The sequence below is a fragment of the Microcoleus sp. T3_A4 genome, from assembly GCF_036700465.1.
In the GTDB taxonomy this organism is placed as follows: Bacteria; Cyanobacteriota; Cyanobacteriia; order Cyanobacteriales; family Microcoleaceae; genus Microcoleus.
The window spans coordinates 20,979-40,068 of the sequence record NZ_JAUBOY010000028.1; the positions used below are offsets into that span (position 1 = coordinate 20,979).

Annotated in this window: 9 protein-coding genes and 1 tRNA gene; 8 read left to right on the plus strand and 2 right to left on the minus strand. The window is 47.3% G+C overall.

Annotation, left to right across the window (positions count from 1 at the left end):
* Positions 1-198 precede the first annotated feature (198 nt).
* Complete coding sequence (locus QUA07_RS16875; RefSeq protein ID WP_333327030.1) at positions 199-1,482, minus strand: sugar ABC transporter substrate-binding protein; 1,284 nt, start codon at positions 1,480-1,482, stop codon at positions 199-201.
* A gap of 436 nt (positions 1,483-1,918) precedes the next feature.
* On the opposite strand from QUA07_RS16875, the gene pilM reads away from it, so the two are divergent.
* The 8 genes from pilM (at position 1,919) to QUA07_RS16915 (ending at position 18,317) form a co-directional block, all read left to right on the plus strand.
* Positions 1,919-3,013, plus strand: coding sequence for a type IV pilus assembly protein PilM (gene pilM / locus QUA07_RS16880; RefSeq protein WP_333327141.1), 1,095 nt, complete (start codon positions 1,919-1,921; stop codon positions 3,011-3,013).
* Between the two features lie 392 nt (positions 3,014-3,405).
* Positions 3,406-4,308, plus strand: a complete 903-nt coding sequence (locus QUA07_RS16885; protein ID WP_333327032.1) for a PilN domain-containing protein — start codon at positions 3,406-3,408, stop codon at positions 4,306-4,308.
* Positions 4,305-5,102 (plus strand): pilus assembly protein PilO, encoded by a 798-nt coding sequence (locus QUA07_RS16890; protein ID WP_333327034.1) that lies wholly within the window; start codon positions 4,305-4,307, stop codon positions 5,100-5,102. The genes QUA07_RS16885 and QUA07_RS16890 overlap by 4 nt, the downstream gene beginning before the upstream one ends.
* Positions 5,103-5,580: 478 nt before the next feature.
* Positions 5,581-7,968 carry an AMIN domain-containing protein gene (locus tag QUA07_RS16895; protein WP_333327036.1) on the plus strand — a complete coding sequence of 796 codons (2,388 nt, stop codon included), beginning with the start codon at positions 5,581-5,583 and terminating at the stop codon, positions 7,966-7,968.
* Positions 7,969-8,706: 738 nt separating this feature from the next.
* Positions 8,707-8,997: an HU family DNA-binding protein gene (locus QUA07_RS16900; protein WP_006634837.1), complete on the plus strand. Its 291-nt coding sequence runs from the start codon at positions 8,707-8,709 to the stop codon at positions 8,995-8,997.
* A gap of 15 nt (positions 8,998-9,012) precedes the next feature.
* Entirely contained in the window at positions 9,013-10,278 is a 1,266-nt protein-coding gene (locus QUA07_RS16905) for a threonine-phosphate decarboxylase (protein WP_333327038.1), read from the plus strand.
* 469 nt (positions 10,279-10,747) lie between these two features.
* Positions 10,748-12,223 carry an NAD(P)/FAD-dependent oxidoreductase gene (locus tag QUA07_RS16910; RefSeq protein WP_333327040.1) on the plus strand — a complete coding sequence of 492 codons (1,476 nt, stop codon included), beginning with the start codon at positions 10,748-10,750 and terminating at the stop codon, positions 12,221-12,223.
* A 625-nt stretch (positions 12,224-12,848) separates the two neighbouring features.
* On the plus strand, positions 12,849-18,317 hold the full coding sequence (locus QUA07_RS16915; protein ID WP_333327042.1) for an AAA family ATPase: 5,469 nt from the start codon (positions 12,849-12,851) through the stop codon (positions 18,315-18,317).
* Positions 18,318-18,958: 641 nt separating this feature from the next.
* On the opposite strand, the gene QUA07_RS16920 is transcribed toward QUA07_RS16915, so the two are convergent.
* A tRNA-Ser gene (locus tag QUA07_RS16920) sits at positions 18,959-19,045 on the minus strand.
* Positions 19,046-19,090 lie beyond the last annotated feature (45 nt).

Here is a 19,090-nt window from a genome sequence, read left to right on the forward strand (position 1 = left end):
GAGATTAACTTATCCAGACTTCTCCTCCGACTCCGCCTTGTGAAGAGGCGGTAATTTCATCATTCGATAATAATTTAAAAGGTTATATAGGGGCTTATATATGGCGGCACAGATTCCCATTATTTAATAATACGTCAACTGACCAAAAAAAGCAAGGGGCGAGAGCAAAAAAAATCCCGCCCCTGCTTAAATTCAAAACTACCTTTGATCCCAAGCCTTAGCCGCATCAGCCACAGCTTGGTCTACCGACTTTTCCTCCAACATTGCCGCCTGCAAATTGTCATAAATCGCCTTTTGCAGCTTCTTAACATCCTTCAAAGGCGGAATCAATAGCTCAGCGGAACTCAACCCAGAAGCACTAACAACCCGAGCTCGATCGGCTGCAGGAGCATCAGCCGGAACGTTCTTAAAATAATCGTCCTTTAAAGCCTCAACCGTAGAAGGCAAAACATTAGCAGCCTTAGCAAAAGCCAACTGATTTTGAGAATTAGTTACGTACAAAGCAAACTTGACAGCATCATCAGGGCGCTTGCTGTCGCGAGGCACAACCAAATTCATCACCGCCACAGTCTTCTTGCCGGTTTCCCCTGTAATTTGAGGCGCAGCAGCCGAAACAGCACCAATACTCGGAGCATTCTCAGCAATCGCCTTCAAAAACTGAGGCCCGGAAGCTAACAAAGTAGTTTCCCCAGCTTGATAAAGCTCGATCGCCCTACGATGTCCCTGCACCAAAACATCCTGCGGCAAAAGTCCGTTCTTGTACAAATCCACCCAATACTGAAAAACAGCTTTGCCCTTAGCAGTATTAAAAGCCGCCTTGCCTTTAGCGTCAACCAAAGGCACACCCATTTGCACGAAAGATTGCAAAACTTCCGCCGAATCTTCCGGCACAAAAGTCACAAAAAAAGCAAACTTACCAGTCTTCTCCTTCACCTGCTTCGCAACCTGTGCCAACTCGGCATAAGTAGCAGGAGGCTTAGCAATTCCCGCCTTCTTCAACAACTCCGTATTGTAAATTGTCACCCCAGTCGTGAGATACCAAGGAATGCCAAAAGTCTTGCCGTCGAGTACACTAGCTTTCCAGATATTTGGGAGATAGAGCTCACGAACTTGCTGCGGAATTCGAGAATCCAAATCCAGCCAAGCATTGCGTCCAGCCAACAGCGAAGCAAAATCGGGATTCAGGTTCACCACATCCGGCGCAGTTTTCGCAGAAACAGCCCCCAAAATCTTGCTTTCCATAGCCGACCAAGGAACGTCCACCCAGCGCACCTTCACCCCCGGATTTTGGGCTTCAAAACCGGCGATCGTCTTGTTGAAATACTCAGTAAACTGAGGTTGAAGCTGCATAGTCCAGAACTCGATTTCCTGCGTATTATTTGCCTGGGAATTCACAGCCGGCTTGCTGCAACTCACCACCGCAGCCAGCAGCAGTCCCACCAGCCCAAAAACAGCAAACAGTTGCCAAGATTTACGTTTCATAGAATAAAATTTGAGAGTTATGGGAACCGTTAGACAAAAAAGCGTGAAGCGAAGCTATCTTCCCGCAGGGGTTCCCGTTCCCCGTAGGGTAGGCTAGGGAATCGCCCGAATCAAGCGCGATGAGTCAGTAACAAAGTTTTGTACCTGGGCACGGCGAGCGAGATAGTCGGTTTTTCTGCAGAATCGGCAGGTTTTCGGTCGATCGAGCTGGAATTTATTGACATTCGCAGCAGAATAGCTATTGTCAAGTAAATTGGATAGCATAAAATCGGAACTAGCGATCGCGCAACACAGACGGAGCTGCGTAGCTACGGCGGGATACCGAGATTACAGCACTCTGGCGGCAGTTGGAAACCAACCCTCCGACACCGGGCGCGCTGAATCAGGCTGGCCAACTACAAAAGAAAAAAATAGCAATTATCGGCGACCCAATCACATGGTTAACTTTTTCAAAGGTCTACTTTCCCAACGCCAGCCAGGAATCGGGCTCGAAATAGCCCCAGACCGCATCAACATCATTCAGCTCGAAAAGAAAGCTCAGGCATTAAAATTAGGCATCCTAGCCTCAATAGAAGTTCCAGAAGACTATATACAAGAAGGACAAATAGTCGATCCGCCGGGAATGGCAGAACTAATACGTACCGTCCTCGCCGAAAACAAAATCAAAGCCAAGCGAGTAGCCACAGCCATTCCTGGCCGTGAAGCCGTCATCCGCCTCATCCCAGTTCCAGCAGAGCTCAACGAAGAAGAACTGCGGGATTACATGAATGCAGAAGCAGGACTGTACTTGCCGTTTCCCAGAGAAGACGCCGACGTAGACTATCAAAAAATAGGCCTATTTGTAGATGACGACGGAGTAGAAAAAGTGCAAGTCGTGTTAGTAGCAACCCGGAGAGAAGTTACCGATACATACATCGAAACCTTCAAAGAAGCCGGACTGATTATAGACGTACTAGAAGTAACCAGTTTTGCCCTAATCCGCACCCTCAAAGACCAATTGCAACAATTTTCCTCCCAAGAAGCCGCAGTTCTCACCGCCATAGAATTTGACAGCACCGAGTTAGCTATAGTAGTGGACGGCATACCTCAGTTCAACCGTACCATCCCGATCGGCACCTACCAAATCCAGACCGCCCTCAACCAAGCCATGAACCTACCGCCAACCAGAGACACCAGCGAACTGCAAGGCATGACCCTGCCCGTCACAGATACCATGGGCGCATCGGGAGACGCCAATCCCGGCACAAATGCGATGATTAAAGTATTGGGAGAACTAGCAGACGAACTGCGTCGCTCAGTAGACTTTTACCTCAACCAGAGCGAAGAACTCGAAGTAGCGCAACTACTGCTAGCAGGGCCGGGAGCTGCGATCGGCAAACTAGACGAATTTTTTATGCAAAGATTAAGCTTGCCCGCATCTCAAGTCGATCCCATCGAAACCCTAGGACTCGAAATCAGCCAAGAAATTACCCCAGAACAGCGAGCAGGTTTAGGAGTCGCCCTAGGTTTAGGACTAAGGGAGGTTATGTGACCTAACAGTTTTAGATGAGAGAAAAACCGATTTGAGAATTTTAGGTAAAAACCCCTGCCAAAAGAAGAAGGCAGAAAGCAGAAGGTAAAATATTGGAGGTAGAAGGTAGAAGGTAAAAGGTAGAATATATCTGAGGTAGAAGCAGCCCCTTCCTTCAGTAGAAGGCAAAAAGTTGTTTCTTTCTTCCCTAAATAAATCCTTCACTTGTACCAGCAATCTTGGGTTCTGTCAAAAATCTAAAATTTCAAATTTAAATCTATAGCAACAGCCAAGACTGTTAGGATCTTCTTAATTGCTGAAACATAAGCGGTAGAGCACTTTTTCCTTCTAACTTCTACCTTCTACCTCGTGCCTTCTTCCTTCTTCCTTCTGCTATAAAATCGAGTGAAGCCATGTACAGCCTAGATATTAATTTTCTCAACGACCGTCCCGACTACAAACCCGTTGCAGCAGCCAAAAGCTCCGCTAAAAAAAGTTCCGGTGGAGCCAAAGACCAACTGCCCATATATGGAGCGCTGCTGTTTGCCTTGGGGCTCAACGCCGCAGTCATGGGGGCCTGGTGGTGGGCGACTAACGAAAATAACAAGTTGGCCGAAGATCAAAAAAACATCGACCAAGAACTGGCAACGTTAAACACTCAAGCCAACACCATCAAAGCCATCAACGCCGAAACCGACCAAGTTACCGCCGAATACAAAGCATTAGCTGGAGTATTCGAGCAAATTAAACCTTGGTCGGCGATGCTGCAAGACCTCAGTGCCCGTACTCCGGCGGGAGTGCAAATTGGCAAAATCGAGCAAATCGATCCGAGTCCCTCCCCCGTTGCAGCAGCACCCCCACCCCCCGCAGCAACTCCCGCTGCCTCCCCAGGGGCAAGTCCGTCTCCAGCAGCCAGCCCCACCCCGGCAGCACCTCCCCCCCCCGTCGTCCCGCAGCAGGCATCAAAAGTACAAATTTCAGGGATAGCCAGTACCTTTGCTCAAGTTAACGACTTTATGCTGCTAGTTCAGCGCTCTCCTTTCTTCCTTAACACCGATACCAAACTGATAGCGGCCACATTAAAAAATAACCCCGCACAATTACAAGTGCGTAACCAAAACGCAGCACCACCAGAACTTCCCAAACTGCGACCAGTGGTGGAATATAAAATTGAAACCACGCTCAGCCCGACGGGGGCCTCCGAGTTGCTCCCCGAGCTCCGCAGCAAGCAAGCAGACGGGCTAGCAATACGGATAGAAACACTTCAAGAAAAAGGAGTGCTAGAACCACAAAAACCAGAGGTGAAAAAACCATGACATCAGCAGAGTTTATTCAGAGCGGAAAAGCAGAAGAAACAGGGGGTCAGGAAATATTCGGCATTAAGCTGACACCCCAAGTCCAAGCAATCGGCATCGCGGTTCTCGGCCTCGTCATTGCCGGCGGCCTCGGCTACCAGTTCGTACTGCCCGAATTCCAAAAAAAGGGCGACTTCGAGCAAAAACTTAGCGAAAGCAAGCAAACGCAAGTGCAATTGCAAACTCAAATTCAAAAAAAGGCAGAAGCAGAAGCAAAGCAAGAAGAAGCAAAACAGCGCCGGGCCAACGTGACGGCAATGTTTGCCAGCGACGCCAGCGCCAACACGCTTTTGCTTGACATGACCCAACTGGTTAATAGAATCAACGCCGGCGTGCAAGGAGATGACCTCAAGGCTAAAATTACCAAGTTTGAGCCGGATATGCCCCCAGCGGCAGCAACCGCCGCGCCGGGAGCTCCAGACCCTGATATTCTGGCCGATACCTCCTTCGGGCCGTCCCTGGCTGGCAAGCTCAGACGCAAAAAATTCAAGGTAGAGTTTGAAGGCACTTTTGCTCAAACCCGCAATTTTATGCGTAACTTGGAATTGATGCAGTCGCTGTTGGTAGTTAGGAATTTGAAATCTGAATTGCTAGCATCAAATCAGCCAATTGAAGTTGACTTTTTGAAAGGGAAAATAGTTCCTGTGGAGCAGCCACCAACTAAAATTAAAACTGCTTTTGACTTGCACGCGCTGCTGCCGTTAAAGCAAGAAGAAAAACCGCCAACTCCGGCTCCGAGTCCTGCTGCTAAGTAGCGGTAGTTGGGCGGATAGATATTAGCTATTGTTCCCAAATGGCTCTTTCACAAGAAGTCAGAAGGCAGAAGTTTGAAATGGGAAGATTGAAGGTAGAAGTCAAAAAAGTATGAAGGTCAGAAAAAGATTTTTTAGATGGCAATCAAAAATTGGCTCTAAAATCTAATTTCTTCTAATACCAGTTTCAAAAAGTAATGGAACTGTATAGCAATCCTTGCAGGAGTCGTAATTTTTTTCCCCTACCCCAACCCTCCCATTTGTAAGAGGGGGAGTAAGAAATCCACAAATGATGCGAGGATTGCTGTAGGATAGCTTCTAACCCTTATGTCATCTGTTATTCCCAATCGAAAATTAAAAATCGAAAAGGGCATAACTTCTTCCTTTAAAAAGGCTCGAAGCGAGAATATTTTAGTCAGTTTAGCAGCTAGCGACAAAAGACTGCGAACAACAAATAACAAAGTGTAGTGGAGGAGAGAACGTGAAACAGCATCTACGGTTAAGTGGAGGACTCTTATGCAGTGTTGCAGGAGTTCTGATCGCCCAAGCGCCCGTCTTGGCATTGCCGACTCAGGTCACAGGAGTGCAAGTAAGTCAAGGTAATAATGGCGTAAATATTGTTCTGGCGACAGAAAAGGGCGATCGCCCGCAAGTTTTCGCCATCAATAACGGCAATACTTACCAAGCCACAATTATCAACACCCAGCTCCGCTTGCCACAAGGCAACAGCTTCCGTCAAGATAACCCCGCTCCGGGAATTTCTTCAGTAGAAATCAGCCAGGTAGAGGCTAACAGCATCCGCGTTGTGGTAGCCGGCACCAACGGAGTTCCCAACGGACAAATTGTGCCGGGACAAGGCCAAAGCATCGTCCTTAGCGTTGCCGGACAGGGTGGTACAGCACAGTCTGCCCAAACTCCACCCCCGCCGCCTCCGGGACTGCCACTGAGCCAAACAGCTCCCTCCCCGGCTCCCCAAGTCCGCACCTCGCAAAACCCAGGCGTGCTGCTGCCAAATCCCGAAGTTACTGTTACCAGGAACGATCGCCCGCCCCTCCCTAGCGAAATACAATCCCAGACAAATCAGGCTGCGCCTTTCCAACCGCGGGCAGTTGCTCCGCCCTTGGGAGATATCGCAGTGTCTAACATCGCCCCCGGCGCGGGAAATATTGAACTGAGTTCGGGAGAACGCATCCCCCGCTTGGTATTGCGGGATGCCCCAGTCCGCGACGTTTTGGCTCTGCTGGCTCGCGCTGCTGGCTTGAACATTGCTTTTACAGGCGGTGCGGCCCCTGGTCAACCGGGCCAGCCCGCAGTGCCTGGTCAGCCGGGAGCCACCGGCTCAGATGAAGGGCCGAAGATTTCTTTGGACATCGAAAATGAGTCGGTGCAAGATGTCTTTAATTACGTGCTGCGGCTCAGCGGGTTGCAAGCTAACCGCCAAGGGCGGACGATTTTTGTAGGGACTAGCTTGCCGATCGACTCGCGCAATATTATCATTCGGACTTTGCGGCTCAATCAAGTTCGGTCTACGGATGCGGCTAACTTTTTGAGCGCTCAAGGGGCGGAAACTCAACTGCCGATTACTCGGGTGACGATTCAAAGCGTGGGCCAGGGAAATGCGGCGCGGGATGTGGAAATTAGGGAACCTGACATTAAGGCGATCGGCGCTAGGGAAGGCACGGGGCCGCTGTTGCTGAGGGGACTGTCGGTGCTGGCGGATTCTCGGCTCAATTCCATCACTTTGGTGGGAGACCCGCGCAAAGTTGACATGGCTGTGGCTTTCTTGACACAGCTAGATTTGCGCCGCCGTCAAGTCGCTGTCAACGTCAAGGTGATCGATATCAACTTGTTGGGAAATAACGACACTAGGAGCAGTTTCTCTTTCGGAATTAATAACAATTTCTTTGTCAATGACAATGGGGCGGCAAGTCTCAATTTTGGCGGCATCAATCCGCCCAATACAACGCAGCTCGATCAGAGCTTGACCGGTAGGCCGATCATCGGCAACCCTTTAGCAGACCTGGAGCCTTTCTACGATGCGAACGGCCGGCGTATCGTGCCGTTTACAGGTCAAGGTCTCGAAGGCCCCGCCAAAGGTGTGTTCCTCCAGCCGACAGCCCCAGTTACTAATGACCCTACGCGAGTTGGAATTACTGATTACGAGCCGGGATCGAGGACAGGCTCAGGAATTGCAGAGTTCGCCCTGTTCCCGGCGTTCCAGTATCCGAGGAGGTTCCTGTCGGCTTTGCGGGCAACTATTCAGAGCCAGAATGCCAAAATCCTGACCGATCCGACTCTGGTGGTTCAAGAAGGAGAAACGGCGAATGTGAATATTACTGATGAAGTGATTACTAACATCACGTCCGACACCGAGACTACCGGAAATACAAGTACCACAACGGTGACGGCAGTCAAAGATAGGGCGGGTTTGCAGTTGGGGGTGGCGATTGATCGAATTGACGACAACGGTTTTGTCTCTCTGCGGGTGAACCCGATTATCAGGACACCCGGCACTACTCAAAACCTTTCGACTGGCCCGAGCACCAATACTATCACTCTGCTGGGCGAGCGTTCGTTGCAATCCGGGCTAATTCGCCTGCGGGACGGTCAGACTTTGATTGTTTCGGGGATTATCCGAGACGAAGAACGGACTACAGCGAACAAGATTCCGATTTTGGGAGATTTGCCGATTATCGGTTCGCTGTTCAGGAGAACCAATAAGACCAACCAGCGGGCGGAGTTGATTGTATTGCTGACTCCGCAGATTTTGGATGATAGCGATCGATCGAACTTTGGCTACCAAAACAACATCAGTCCCGACGCCCGCCAACTGTTGCAGCGCAGTCAGCCCGTCCAGCCGAGACAGTAGGAACGAAGGAAAAATGCCTTGCTGTCAACTTTCCACGCTCTTTCCCCTGAGTCCGACAGTCCGACAGTCCGACAGTCCGACAGGGGTTGAAACCCCTGCCTCAAAGCTAAAGTCCTCTAAAAGAGGACTAAAGAACTGATTAGTCCTCTGCAAGACGACTATAAATCACTCTTTCAGTCGTCTTCAGACGACTTCAGCTATGAGACAGGGACTTCAGCCCCTGGCGGGTTTCGGGAGAATGAAACAGCCCTGGCCCACGGGGAAAAGAAAGGGGAAAGAAAGAAGGAAGAAGGAAAAAACTTTTCCTTTAGCCCTTGACAAATTACATTTTATTCCTTCTATTTCTATTTTTTTGTGATCGGAAATCCACCGAGGCGAGAAATCTTGTCTCCAAGGTGGTATTTTTTTACCTAAATTTTGGGATTAATTACAAAAATTAGCAAGTTCCATATAAATTAAAGGTTCCACCGATCCATAACGGTCGGCAAGACTTTAGAATAATGCAGTGAAAATTAGATGCTGTGGGGTTTTCAGCAGTTAGAAACAAAAATTCCTTCTCTGACCAATTACCCTAGGGTAATTGGTATTCAGCAGGAGTTGTGATTCGGGGAAGCGGACGGGAGCAATCGGGAACCACCCAAACCTCCCAATCCACACCTCAATCCAGTTGATAACTCACAGCTAATAGTTGAACTAACTCTGTTTAACGTAATTTTGCAAATCGAGAAGGACTTCGCAATGAACAAAGGTGAATTGGTTGATGCAGTGGCGGAAAAGGCTAGCGTGACGAAAAAACAGGCAGATGCTGTTTTGAGTGCGGCCCTGGAAGCAATCATGGAAGCTGTCTCCGATGGCGACAAGGTGACGCTGGTCGGTTTTGGCTCGTTTGAGTCGCGGGAACGCAAGGCCCGTGAAGGTCGCAATCCCAAAACTGGTGACAAGATGGAAATCCCGGCAACCAGAGTTCCTGCATTTTCCGCAGGGAAGTTGTTTAAGGACAGAGTTGCACCGCCGAAAAACGCAGAATAGCTGGCGAACTGAGTCTTGATTAGACCTTTACACGGTGGGAATTTAGCTTGGGCAGCCGCACTGGCAGGCTGCCCTGCCTCTGCTATTGTCGATTTTTCTGCGAGTATCAGTCCTTTGGGCCCTCCTGAGTCGGCCTTGAATGCGATTCAAGCTCACTTGAGCAGTCTGACGGCTTACCCAGACCCGGATTATGGAGAGCTCAGGACTGCTTTGGGTGAGGCTTTGAATGTTGACCGGGATTGGATTTTGCCAGGGAATGGTTCGGCGGAATTGTTGACTTGGGCGGCTTGGGATTTGTCGAAGCTGGAGGCGACTTATTTGGTGACTCCGGCTTTTGGCGATTACTCGCGGGCTCTTTCGGCTTTCGGCGCGCAGGTGCTGAAATCTCCTTTGGATCTTAAATCTTGCACCATTGTCAAGAACGGCCAAGATGCCCATTCCACAAGAGATGAATTTTCTTGTGGAACAGGCATGATGCCTGTTCCTAAACAACTAATTGAGAATGGTGCCACATCTGAGTTGGATCTGAAATCGTTGGACGTTGGGGCAGGAAGCCGGTTAGTAACGGATGATTTGTCGGTTTCTAACCGTTCCCTTGTATCCCCTTCTTTTCGTATCCCAGTTCCTCTTGGTCTCGATGCCGCCTCTCGACGAGGTTTGCTACTGAACAACCCGCACAATCCTACGGGTTTGCTGTTTGCTAGGGAGGCGATTTTGCCTTATGTGAAGCAGTTAGGTATGGTGGTGGTGGATGAGGCCTTTATGGACTTTCTACCGCCTTCTGAGCAGGAAACTTTGATCGATGCTGTTGAGGAGTTTCCGAATTTGGTGATTTTACGATCGCTCACTAAATTCTATTCTCTGCCGGGACTGCGGTTGGGCTGCGCGATCGCCCATCCCGATATTCTGCGCCGGTGGCAGTTGCAGCGCGATCCTTGGCCTGTGAATGCTTTGGCTGCTGCTGCTGCTGCTGCTGTGGTGCGAGATACTGTTTTTGAGCGGCAAACCTGGGATTGGCTGCCTGTTGCTCGCCGAGAGCTATTTGAGGGTTTGGCTAATTTACCGGGTTTGCAACCTTTTGCAGGGGCGGCTAATTTCTTGTTGGTTGAGTCGTCGATGTCGGTTTCTTTGATTCAAAAAAGTCTCTTGGAACGACACCGCATTTTGATTCGGGATTGTTTGAGTTTTCCTGAGTTGGGCGATCGGTTTTTTCGGGTAGCTGTGCGCTCCAGGGCGGACAATCTGCGGCTGATTGCTGGACTTACGGATGTTATTCGTTAGTTGACGGTTAACGGTTAACGGTTGACGGTTGACGGTTGACTGTTAACAACCCATAAAAGTTGACAAACCGATTTTATTGATCGTTTGAGCGGACATCCCCAAGAAACCCGGTTTCTATGATATAGCAATCCTTGCAGGAGTCGTAAATTTTTTACCCCACCCCAACCCTCCCCTTATCAAGGGGAGGGAGTAAGAAATTCACAAATGATTTAGGATGGCTAAAAATCTTGGGTTTTGCAGCGAAGTATCTAGGAAGAAACCGGGTTTCTGACCCCGCGCGCAGATCCTCCTAAACTACTAACTAATGACTAAGCTGTCGCGCATTTAAATTGCATATTCAAGGCGGGCGGGACGCCCACCCCACAAAACTTTGATTGTTTTTTGACAGACAATTTAAAAGCAGAACAGCTTACTAACTAATGACTACTGACTACTGACTACTGACTACTGACTACTGACTTCTTTATTTATGCTTGACTATGATTTAGTGATTATTGGTGGAACTCCGGCCGGACGTTATGCTGCTTTGACTGCAACTAATTTCCCGGCCCGCGTTGCTTTGGTGGAACCGCTAAGTAATTCCCAAGATTTGCCGACTGGGGGGAAAGATTCGATCGACCTTGGTTTGAGATACAGCCAAACTTTGAGGGAGGCTGCTCGTTTTGCTCAGCAGATCAGCCGCCAGCAGTTGGGGGTGCGCTGGGAAGTCGCCAATTCCTCCATGCCGATCAAATTGGGGTTTGACGGGGTTCTCAAGTGGGCCGAGGGTGTTGTTTCTAATTTGTCAGAAATTGATTCTCTCGGCCTTTTGGCTGCTCGGGGGGTCGATGTTATTTTTGGCAACGGCGAGTTTGTTGCGAAACCGGATTTGGCTTTTGTTGTCGGCGAGCGAAAATTGCGATCGCTTTGTTATTTGCTAGCTTGTCCAACTCTGCCGGCGATTCCCAATATTGAAGGACTTTCGTCTGCTGGCTTTTTTACTTCGGAAACTGTTGGGGAATTAGCAAAACTTCCCCAGTTGCCTAAAAGTTTGGCTGTAATTGGCGCAGATCCCAGCGGTGTCGAAGTGGCTCAGACTTTTGCTCGGCTGGGGGTTGCTGTCACTTTGGTAGTGAAAAGTTCGCACATTTTGGCTAAAGAAGACCGAGAGGCTGCTGGGTTGGTTCAAGCTGCAATGGAAGCTGAAGGAGTGCGGATTCTGACTGCTACTGAGGTGACTCAAGCGAGGGTGATTGATGGTAAAAAGTGGATTCAAGCTGGGCCAAGGGCGATCGAAGCTGAGGAGATTTTTCTGGCCGCCGGTAGAGGACACAATTTTTCCTCATTAAATCTCGAAGAGGCTAAGGTTAAATTCAGCGATCGGGGCGTGATTTTAAATGAAAAGCTGCAAACAACTAATCATCGCATTTACGCGATCGGCGATGTTGCTGGGGGTTATCCGTTCCCTCACATCGCTAATTACGAAGCTGCCGTTGCTGTGAAAAATGCTTTGTTTTTGCCAATGTTTCAAATAGATTATCGCGGGATTCCTTGGGCGATTTTTTCTGACCCGCAATTGGCGAGGGTTGGCTTGACTGAAGCGCAAGCAAGGCGCCGTTTTGGAGATGATCTAATTGTTTGTAGGGAATATTTCAAGAATGTTGAAAGAGCTCAAATGTCGGGGGATACCACTGGTTTTTGTAAGATTGTCGGGCGTCGCAACGGGGAGATGTTGGGAGCGAGTATTGTCGGGCCGCAAGCTGCTGAGTTGATTCACACGATCGCTTTGGCTGTGCGTCACGGGATGAAGGTTGAGGCGATCGCCCAACTTCCTTATATTTGGTCGAGTTTTTCGGCAATTAACGGTCAAACTGCTGCTGTTTGGGAGTCGCAGCGTTTGGGCAGCAATACTTTTTCGCGCAATTTATGGGAGAATTTGTTTCACTGGCGCAGGTATTGGAACTAAAAAAATCACAGGGGTAATGGGTAATTCGTAATTGTAAGTATGTGAGTGGTCAAATATAATTAACTTGGGCTAGTTCCATAGTCTACTTCTGAACTTCGGCATTTAATGCCTGATTCACTTATTAGAGTGGGGCAGCTTGTTGTGGCATCTGGACAAATAATTCGGCTGGCGATTCCTGGAATCCCAAGTTATCCCAAATCTGACGTCAAAACTCAATTTATTCTGGGGGAGACTTAATCATGCTCCGCCATAATTGTACTAATGACATTAAATTATAACCTAAACTAGACTTGAAATTTAATAGGCGATCGCAGACAAGCAAGCATCGGTGTCAAAAATACTCTGAAGTAGCTGATTAGCCTCTTAAATTCCTCTTCTATCAACTGCTGTTCTTCAATCAGCCTTAGCCTCTTTCATTTTCTACTTAGTTTTAACTCAAGTATCAACAGCTCGCTCTTCCATGAAAACTTCAACTATTTTTTTAAACTCGTGTTTTCATAATTTGAGCCACAAAGTATATTAAGAAAAATGTAATTCACTGAATACCAGAGTAGAGCGAGCGAAAATAGTAGATAGTAACTCTCAGAAGCTTCAGACTTTACAGAAGCAGTAGGAATACGTAGATATGGTTAGCATAAAAAATCTTTTTCTAGGATATCACATTAACGAACAAATATACGCAGGCACTCGAACTCTAGTGTATCGCGGCCTTCGGTGTTCAAATGGGCAACCCGTAGTGATCAAACTGCTGCGAAATGACTTTCCTCGCTTCAACGAGCTGGTTCACTTCCGCAACCAGTACGTCATTGCTAAAAACTTAGAGATCCCCGGCAGTGTCAAGGCATACAGCCTGGAGACTTACCATAACCACTATGCTCTGGTGATGGAAGACTTTGGCGGAATTTCTTTATGTAGCTACCTCGCTAGTCTAGCAGAAGCTAGCCAGGAACCCCTAAAAGGCTTGCCCGTTAGCGAGTTTCTGCCTATTGCGATTCAAATCGCCAACTCCCTCGACGGACTTTATCGCCACCACGTCATCCATAAAGACCTCAAACCTGCCAACATTCTGATTAACCCCACCAGCAAACAAGTCAAGCTGATTGACTTCAGCATCGCTTCCCTACTACCGCGCGAAACCCAAGAAATTCAAAATCCCAACGTGCTCGAAGGCACCTTACCTTACATATCTCCCGAACAAACTGGGCGAATGAACCGAGGTATTGATTACCGCACAGATTTCTACTCGCTGGGAGTCACATTCTACGAATTACTAACAGGAAAGTTACCATTCCAAACAGACGATCCAATGGATTTGGTACACTGCCACCTCGCCAAACAGCCCCTCCCAGCATCAAGTGTAAACCATAGCGTTCCATTGGTGCTGTCTGAGATTGTCGGCAAACTGATGGCAAAGAATGCTGAAGCTCGCTATCAAAGCGCCCTAGGACTCAAGTTTGATTTGGAAACGTGTTTATTCCAGTGGAAAGAAACAGGGAGGCTAACTAACTTTAAAATAGGGGAGCGAGATTTGTGCGATCGCTTCATCATCCCAGAAAAATTATACGGTAGAGAAACCGAAGTATTCTCCCTGCTATCGGCCTTCGAGCGCGTGAGTGCCGGCAGCACCGAAATGATTCTCGTTGCGGGTTTCTCCGGCATTGGTAAAACCGCTGTTGTCAACGAAGTTCACAAACCAATTGTGAGACAGCGTGGCTACTTCATCAAAGGCAAATTCGACCAATTTGCGCGCAGCCAGCCATTCTCAGCTTTTGTACAAGCTTTTCGCGATTTAATGGGACAATTGCTCTCGGAAAGCGATGCTAAAGTTGAGGAGTGGAAGACTCAAATCCTGGCAGCATTGGGCGAGAATGCTCAGGTAATCGTTGAGGTAATTCCCGAACTAGAGCGGATTATTGGCTCGCCACCCCCGGCACCAGAACTCGTCGCCAGTGCTGCCCAAAATCGCTTCAATCGGTTATTCGAGAACTTCATCTCTATCTTTGCCACTAAAGAACATCCCCTCGTTATTTTCTTAGACGACTTGCAATGGGTAGACTCAGCCTCATTGAAGTTAATTCAACTCCTGATGAGCGATCGCTCACGGCGCTATCTCTTTTTAATTGGAGCGTATCGAGATAACGAAGTTTTTCCTGCACACCCTTTGATGGTGACATTAGCCGACATTCAAACAACCGGAGCTACGGTAAACACCATTACTCTAGATCCGCTTGAGCGCTTCCATTTGAATTGTCTGATTGCCGAGACCTTAGCTTGTTCTACAGCGTTGGCTCAGCCTTTGACAGAACTCGTTTATCAGAAAACCAAAGGCAATCCATTTTTTAGCACACAATTCCTCAAATCTTTGCATGAAGATGGGATAATTGAATTTAATTTTGCAGCTCGGTATTGGCAGTGCGATATTGCTAGAGTCCGAACCTTGGCTCTAACGGATGATGTACTAGAATTCATGGCACTTCAGTTGCGAAAGCTGCCAGCCCGGACACAGGAAGTTTTAAAGTTAGCTGCTTGTATTGGCAATCAGTTCGATTTGGCTACATTAGCAATTGTTGATGAAAATTCACCAACAGAAACAGCAACAGCTTTGTGGAAAGCATTGCAAGAAGGGTTGATTTTACCAGTTAGCGATGTTTATAAATTTTATCAAGAATGTGGTAACAGTTTATCAAAATCAATCACTGGAGAAGAATCCGAGCAATCACCAGTTAACAATGACCAATTAGTTAAATACAAATTTTTCCACGATCGCGTCCAACAAGCAGCCTATTCCCTCATTCCTGAAGATCAAAAGCGCTCTACTCACTTAAAAATCGGTCAACTGCTGTTAAAGAATACGCCCGAAGCCGATAGAGAAGAAAGAATGTTTGATATTGTCAACCACTTGAATGTGGGAGTAAATCTAATTACCCACGAGCTAGATAGGGAGCAATTAGCACGGTTAAATCTGGTTGCCGGAAAGAAAGCTAAAGCTGCTACTGCCTATTCTGCTGCGGTTGAATATTTAAATATTGGCACAGAATTACTGGCTGTAAATAGTTGGGAGAATCAATACGAACTAACATTAGCGCTGCATATCGAAGCAGCAGAAGCGGCATATCTAAGCGGTGACTTTGACCGGATGGAGACATTAGCATCACTCGTGGAAAGCTGCGCCAAAACGCTACTGGACAAAGTGAAAGTATATGAAGTACGAATAGAAGCTTATATGGCGCAAAATAAGCTACAGGAAGCCCTGAATACAGGGTTGCCAGTCTTACAGCAGTTGGGGGTAGAGTTTCCCTCCGAGCCAAATTTCTCTGATATTGGACAGGCACTAGGAGAAACCGCGTCAATTTTGAGCGGAAAGGGAACTGAGGACTTAATCGATCTCCCTCTGATGACAGATCCTCAACAACTAGCAACTATAACGATTCTGTCAAGCCTATTTTCTCCTGCCTACGTAGCGCTGCCGCCACTCGCGCCTTTGGTAATTTGCAAACAGGTCAACTTATCTGTCCAATATGGCAATGCTTCTTTGTCTCCCTATGCTTTTGCCATATATAGTTTTCTTCTCTGTGGCATGGGAGATATTGAGCGGGGCTATCAATTAGGCGAACTTGCTTTACGTCTCGTGTCAAAATTAAATGCCACAGAAATTCAAGCGAAGACATCCGCAATGGTGCATTCTGGTATTCAACCTTGGAAAGAACACCTCAGAAACACCTTAGAACCTTTGCTGTCAGATTATTTTTGTGGGCTGGAAACTGGAGAGTTAGAATTTGCTGGCTATGCTATCTATGAATACAGTTATTATTCGTATTTTATTGGCAAGCAACTAACGCAACTCGAACGAGAGATAGCAAGCTACGCAGATGCCGTTAGTAAAATTCACCAGGAAGCAGCACTTTCTTATCTGAAAATTTGTTGGCAAGCCGTTTTGAACTTGATAGGAAGAGCGCAAGACCCATGCCATTTAAAGGGAGAAGCCTACGACGAAGAGACAATGTTGCAACTGTATCATCGAACCAATAACTACCTGGGAATTCATTACTTATACTTGCACAAACTTGTGCTTTGTTATTTGTTTGAAAATTACCCAGAGGCTTTGAAAAATATGGCTCAAATAGAAAGTTATTTGAGCGCAGCTTCAGGGCAGATAACTGTTGCCATCTTCTATTTCTACGATTCTCTAGTGAGGTTGGCGGTGTATTCTGATACTCCAGAGTCTGAGCAACAGGAAGTTCTTGACAGAGTACAAGCTAATCAAGAAAAAATCCAGAAATGGGCGCATCATGCCCCCATGAATCATCTCCATAAATTCTATCTAGTAGAGGCAGAACGGCATCGGGTTTTAAACCAAAAAATAGAAGCGCTTGAGATGTACGACAAGGCGATCGCCCTCGCCAAAGAAAACGAATACCTCAACGAGGAAGCTCTAGCTCACGAACTCGCTGCTAAATTCTATTTAGAATGGGGTAAAGAAAAACTGGCAAAACCTTATTTAATTGATGCTTACTATGCTTACGCTCGTTGGGGAGCAAAAGTAAAGATTGACCATTTAGAACAGCGTTATCCCCAATTGCTTGCTGTGATCCTGCAACAGGAGCGAACTCGGCAGAATCCGACCGAAACAACTCACACATCCAGCAGTGAATCATCCGTATCTAACACGAATAGAACAATTATCGGTAGCACTAGCAGTTGGGGCTTAGTAGATTTGCCGACAGTAATCAAAGCTTCTCAAGCTCTATCGAGCGAAATTAAACTCGATCAATTGCTCACTACCCTCATGCAAGTGGTGGTAAAGAATGCCGGAGCACAAACCGGAGCATTAATTTTGAATGAAGAGGGAAACTGGAGGATAAACGTCCACTGCACCAACCGTCAAGACTGCCTTCTGCAATCAATGCCGGTTGAGGAGAGCGAAGTAATTCCTCTGACCCTGATCAACTACGTCAAACGTACAAAGGAAACCCTGATTTTTGATGATGCTAGCAATCAACCAAGATTTGCATCTGACCCCTACATAATCCACCACCAACCTCAAAGCCTGCTGTGCACTCCGATCAGCGAGCGAGGGAAAATGATGGGGATTTTGTATTTGGAAAATAATTTAGCAACAGGGGCATTCACGAGCGATCGCGTCGCCATCCTCAACATCCTGTGCTCGCAAGCAGCAATTTCCTTACAAAACGCCCGACTGTATCAACAATCCCAGGAATATGCCCAAAAACTAGAGCTTTATCTCAGCGATCTCAAACAGATGCAGTTGCAATTGGTACAGGGTGAGAAAATGTCGGCTCTGGGAAATTTAGTCGCAGGTGTAGCCCACGAAATTAACAATCCCGTAGGCTTTATCGCCGGCAACTTGCAACCTGCTCAAGAATACGTGGGGGATTTATTCAATTTGATTGATTTGTATCAAGAAAAATTTCCCAATCCGGGAGTGGAAATTGAAGCAGAAATTGAGGATATGGACTTAGAGTATTTGCGAGAAGATTTGCCCAAATTGATTGGCTCAATGCAGGAAGGAGTCGAGCGCATCCGCAATATCAGTACGAGTCTGAGAACGTTTTCCAGAGCAGATAGCGATCGACCAGTTGCTTTCAATATTCACGATGGACTTGAAAGCACTCTGCTAATTCTCAAGCACCGTTTAAAAGCCAGCGAGTTCCGCCCTGCCATTGAAGTTGTGAGAGAGTATGGTAACTTACCCCTAGTGAAATGCTTTCCCGGACAGTTAAACCAGGTATTTATGAATGTGCTGGCTAATGCCATTGACGCTCTGGAGGAGTCCAATAAGGGGCGGAGTTTTAGTGAAATTAAAGCCCTACCTAATCAAATTACGGTTCAAACTGCTCTGAGCGAATCCAACAATCAGGTTTTGATACGCATTAAGGATAATGGAGTGGGGATGTCGGCAGAAGTCCAGGAAAACATCTTTAACCACTTATTCACCACCAAGTCTGTAGGTCAAGGAACAGGATTAGGATTGTCGATAGCCCATCAAATTGTTGTGGAAAAACATGGAGGTACATTAGTGGTGAATTCTTCTTTGAACCAGGGTTCGGAGTTTGTGATTTCTATTCCGGCGTGAGCATTTCGTAGTAGGTCTTTAGCGCAATTAGTGCTGCCTCGCAATTACAAGACACGTTATTAGAAGAAACAGGAAACTGGGCACGGGGAACGAGCAACAGGCTAGGGGTTTTCGTGCTAGGAGCTAGCGACTCGGGACTAGGGAAACAAAGAATCTAGACTAATTCCCCCATCCTCCGCCCGCACCTTATTCGTGATTGAGACAGCGGTTTGCAACCGCCTGCTTTACCAACTCTCTTCCCTTTTTTTGTGCCCGGTTTTGAGTTAAGAATTCCCTTGAGATTTTCAGCCTCTACCTTACCGAAATGAAAGCAGCTATTATGCTACTCAGATTGTGGAGTTAAATTTCATAATATAATCAGGTGCGCGCACCCTAGGTTAATAAGGTGCGCGCTTGACGCTGAGATGTACGAAGAGGGTGGGATTTGAACCCACGTTAGAGTTGCTTTTAAAATAGATTTCGAGGCAATTTTAGAAATACTTTTGTCTTGACCGATCGCCCGCTTGATGGGGTGGAGTTAAAGCAAAAAGTGGTATATACCGAAGTGGTTTATATACCACTCATATATACCACTGCCTATAAAACTGCACATTGGGCTAAAGAAGCGGATAGCATCAAAGCCTTGTGGAGTAAGGAATGTACGGAGAGGGTGGGATTTGAACCCACGTTAGAGTTACCCCTAAAGTAGATTTCGAGTCTACCGCATTCAACCGCTCTGCCACCTCTCCAATTGATTTGAGATGTGAGCTAAAAGTATTTTACCGCACAGTGTG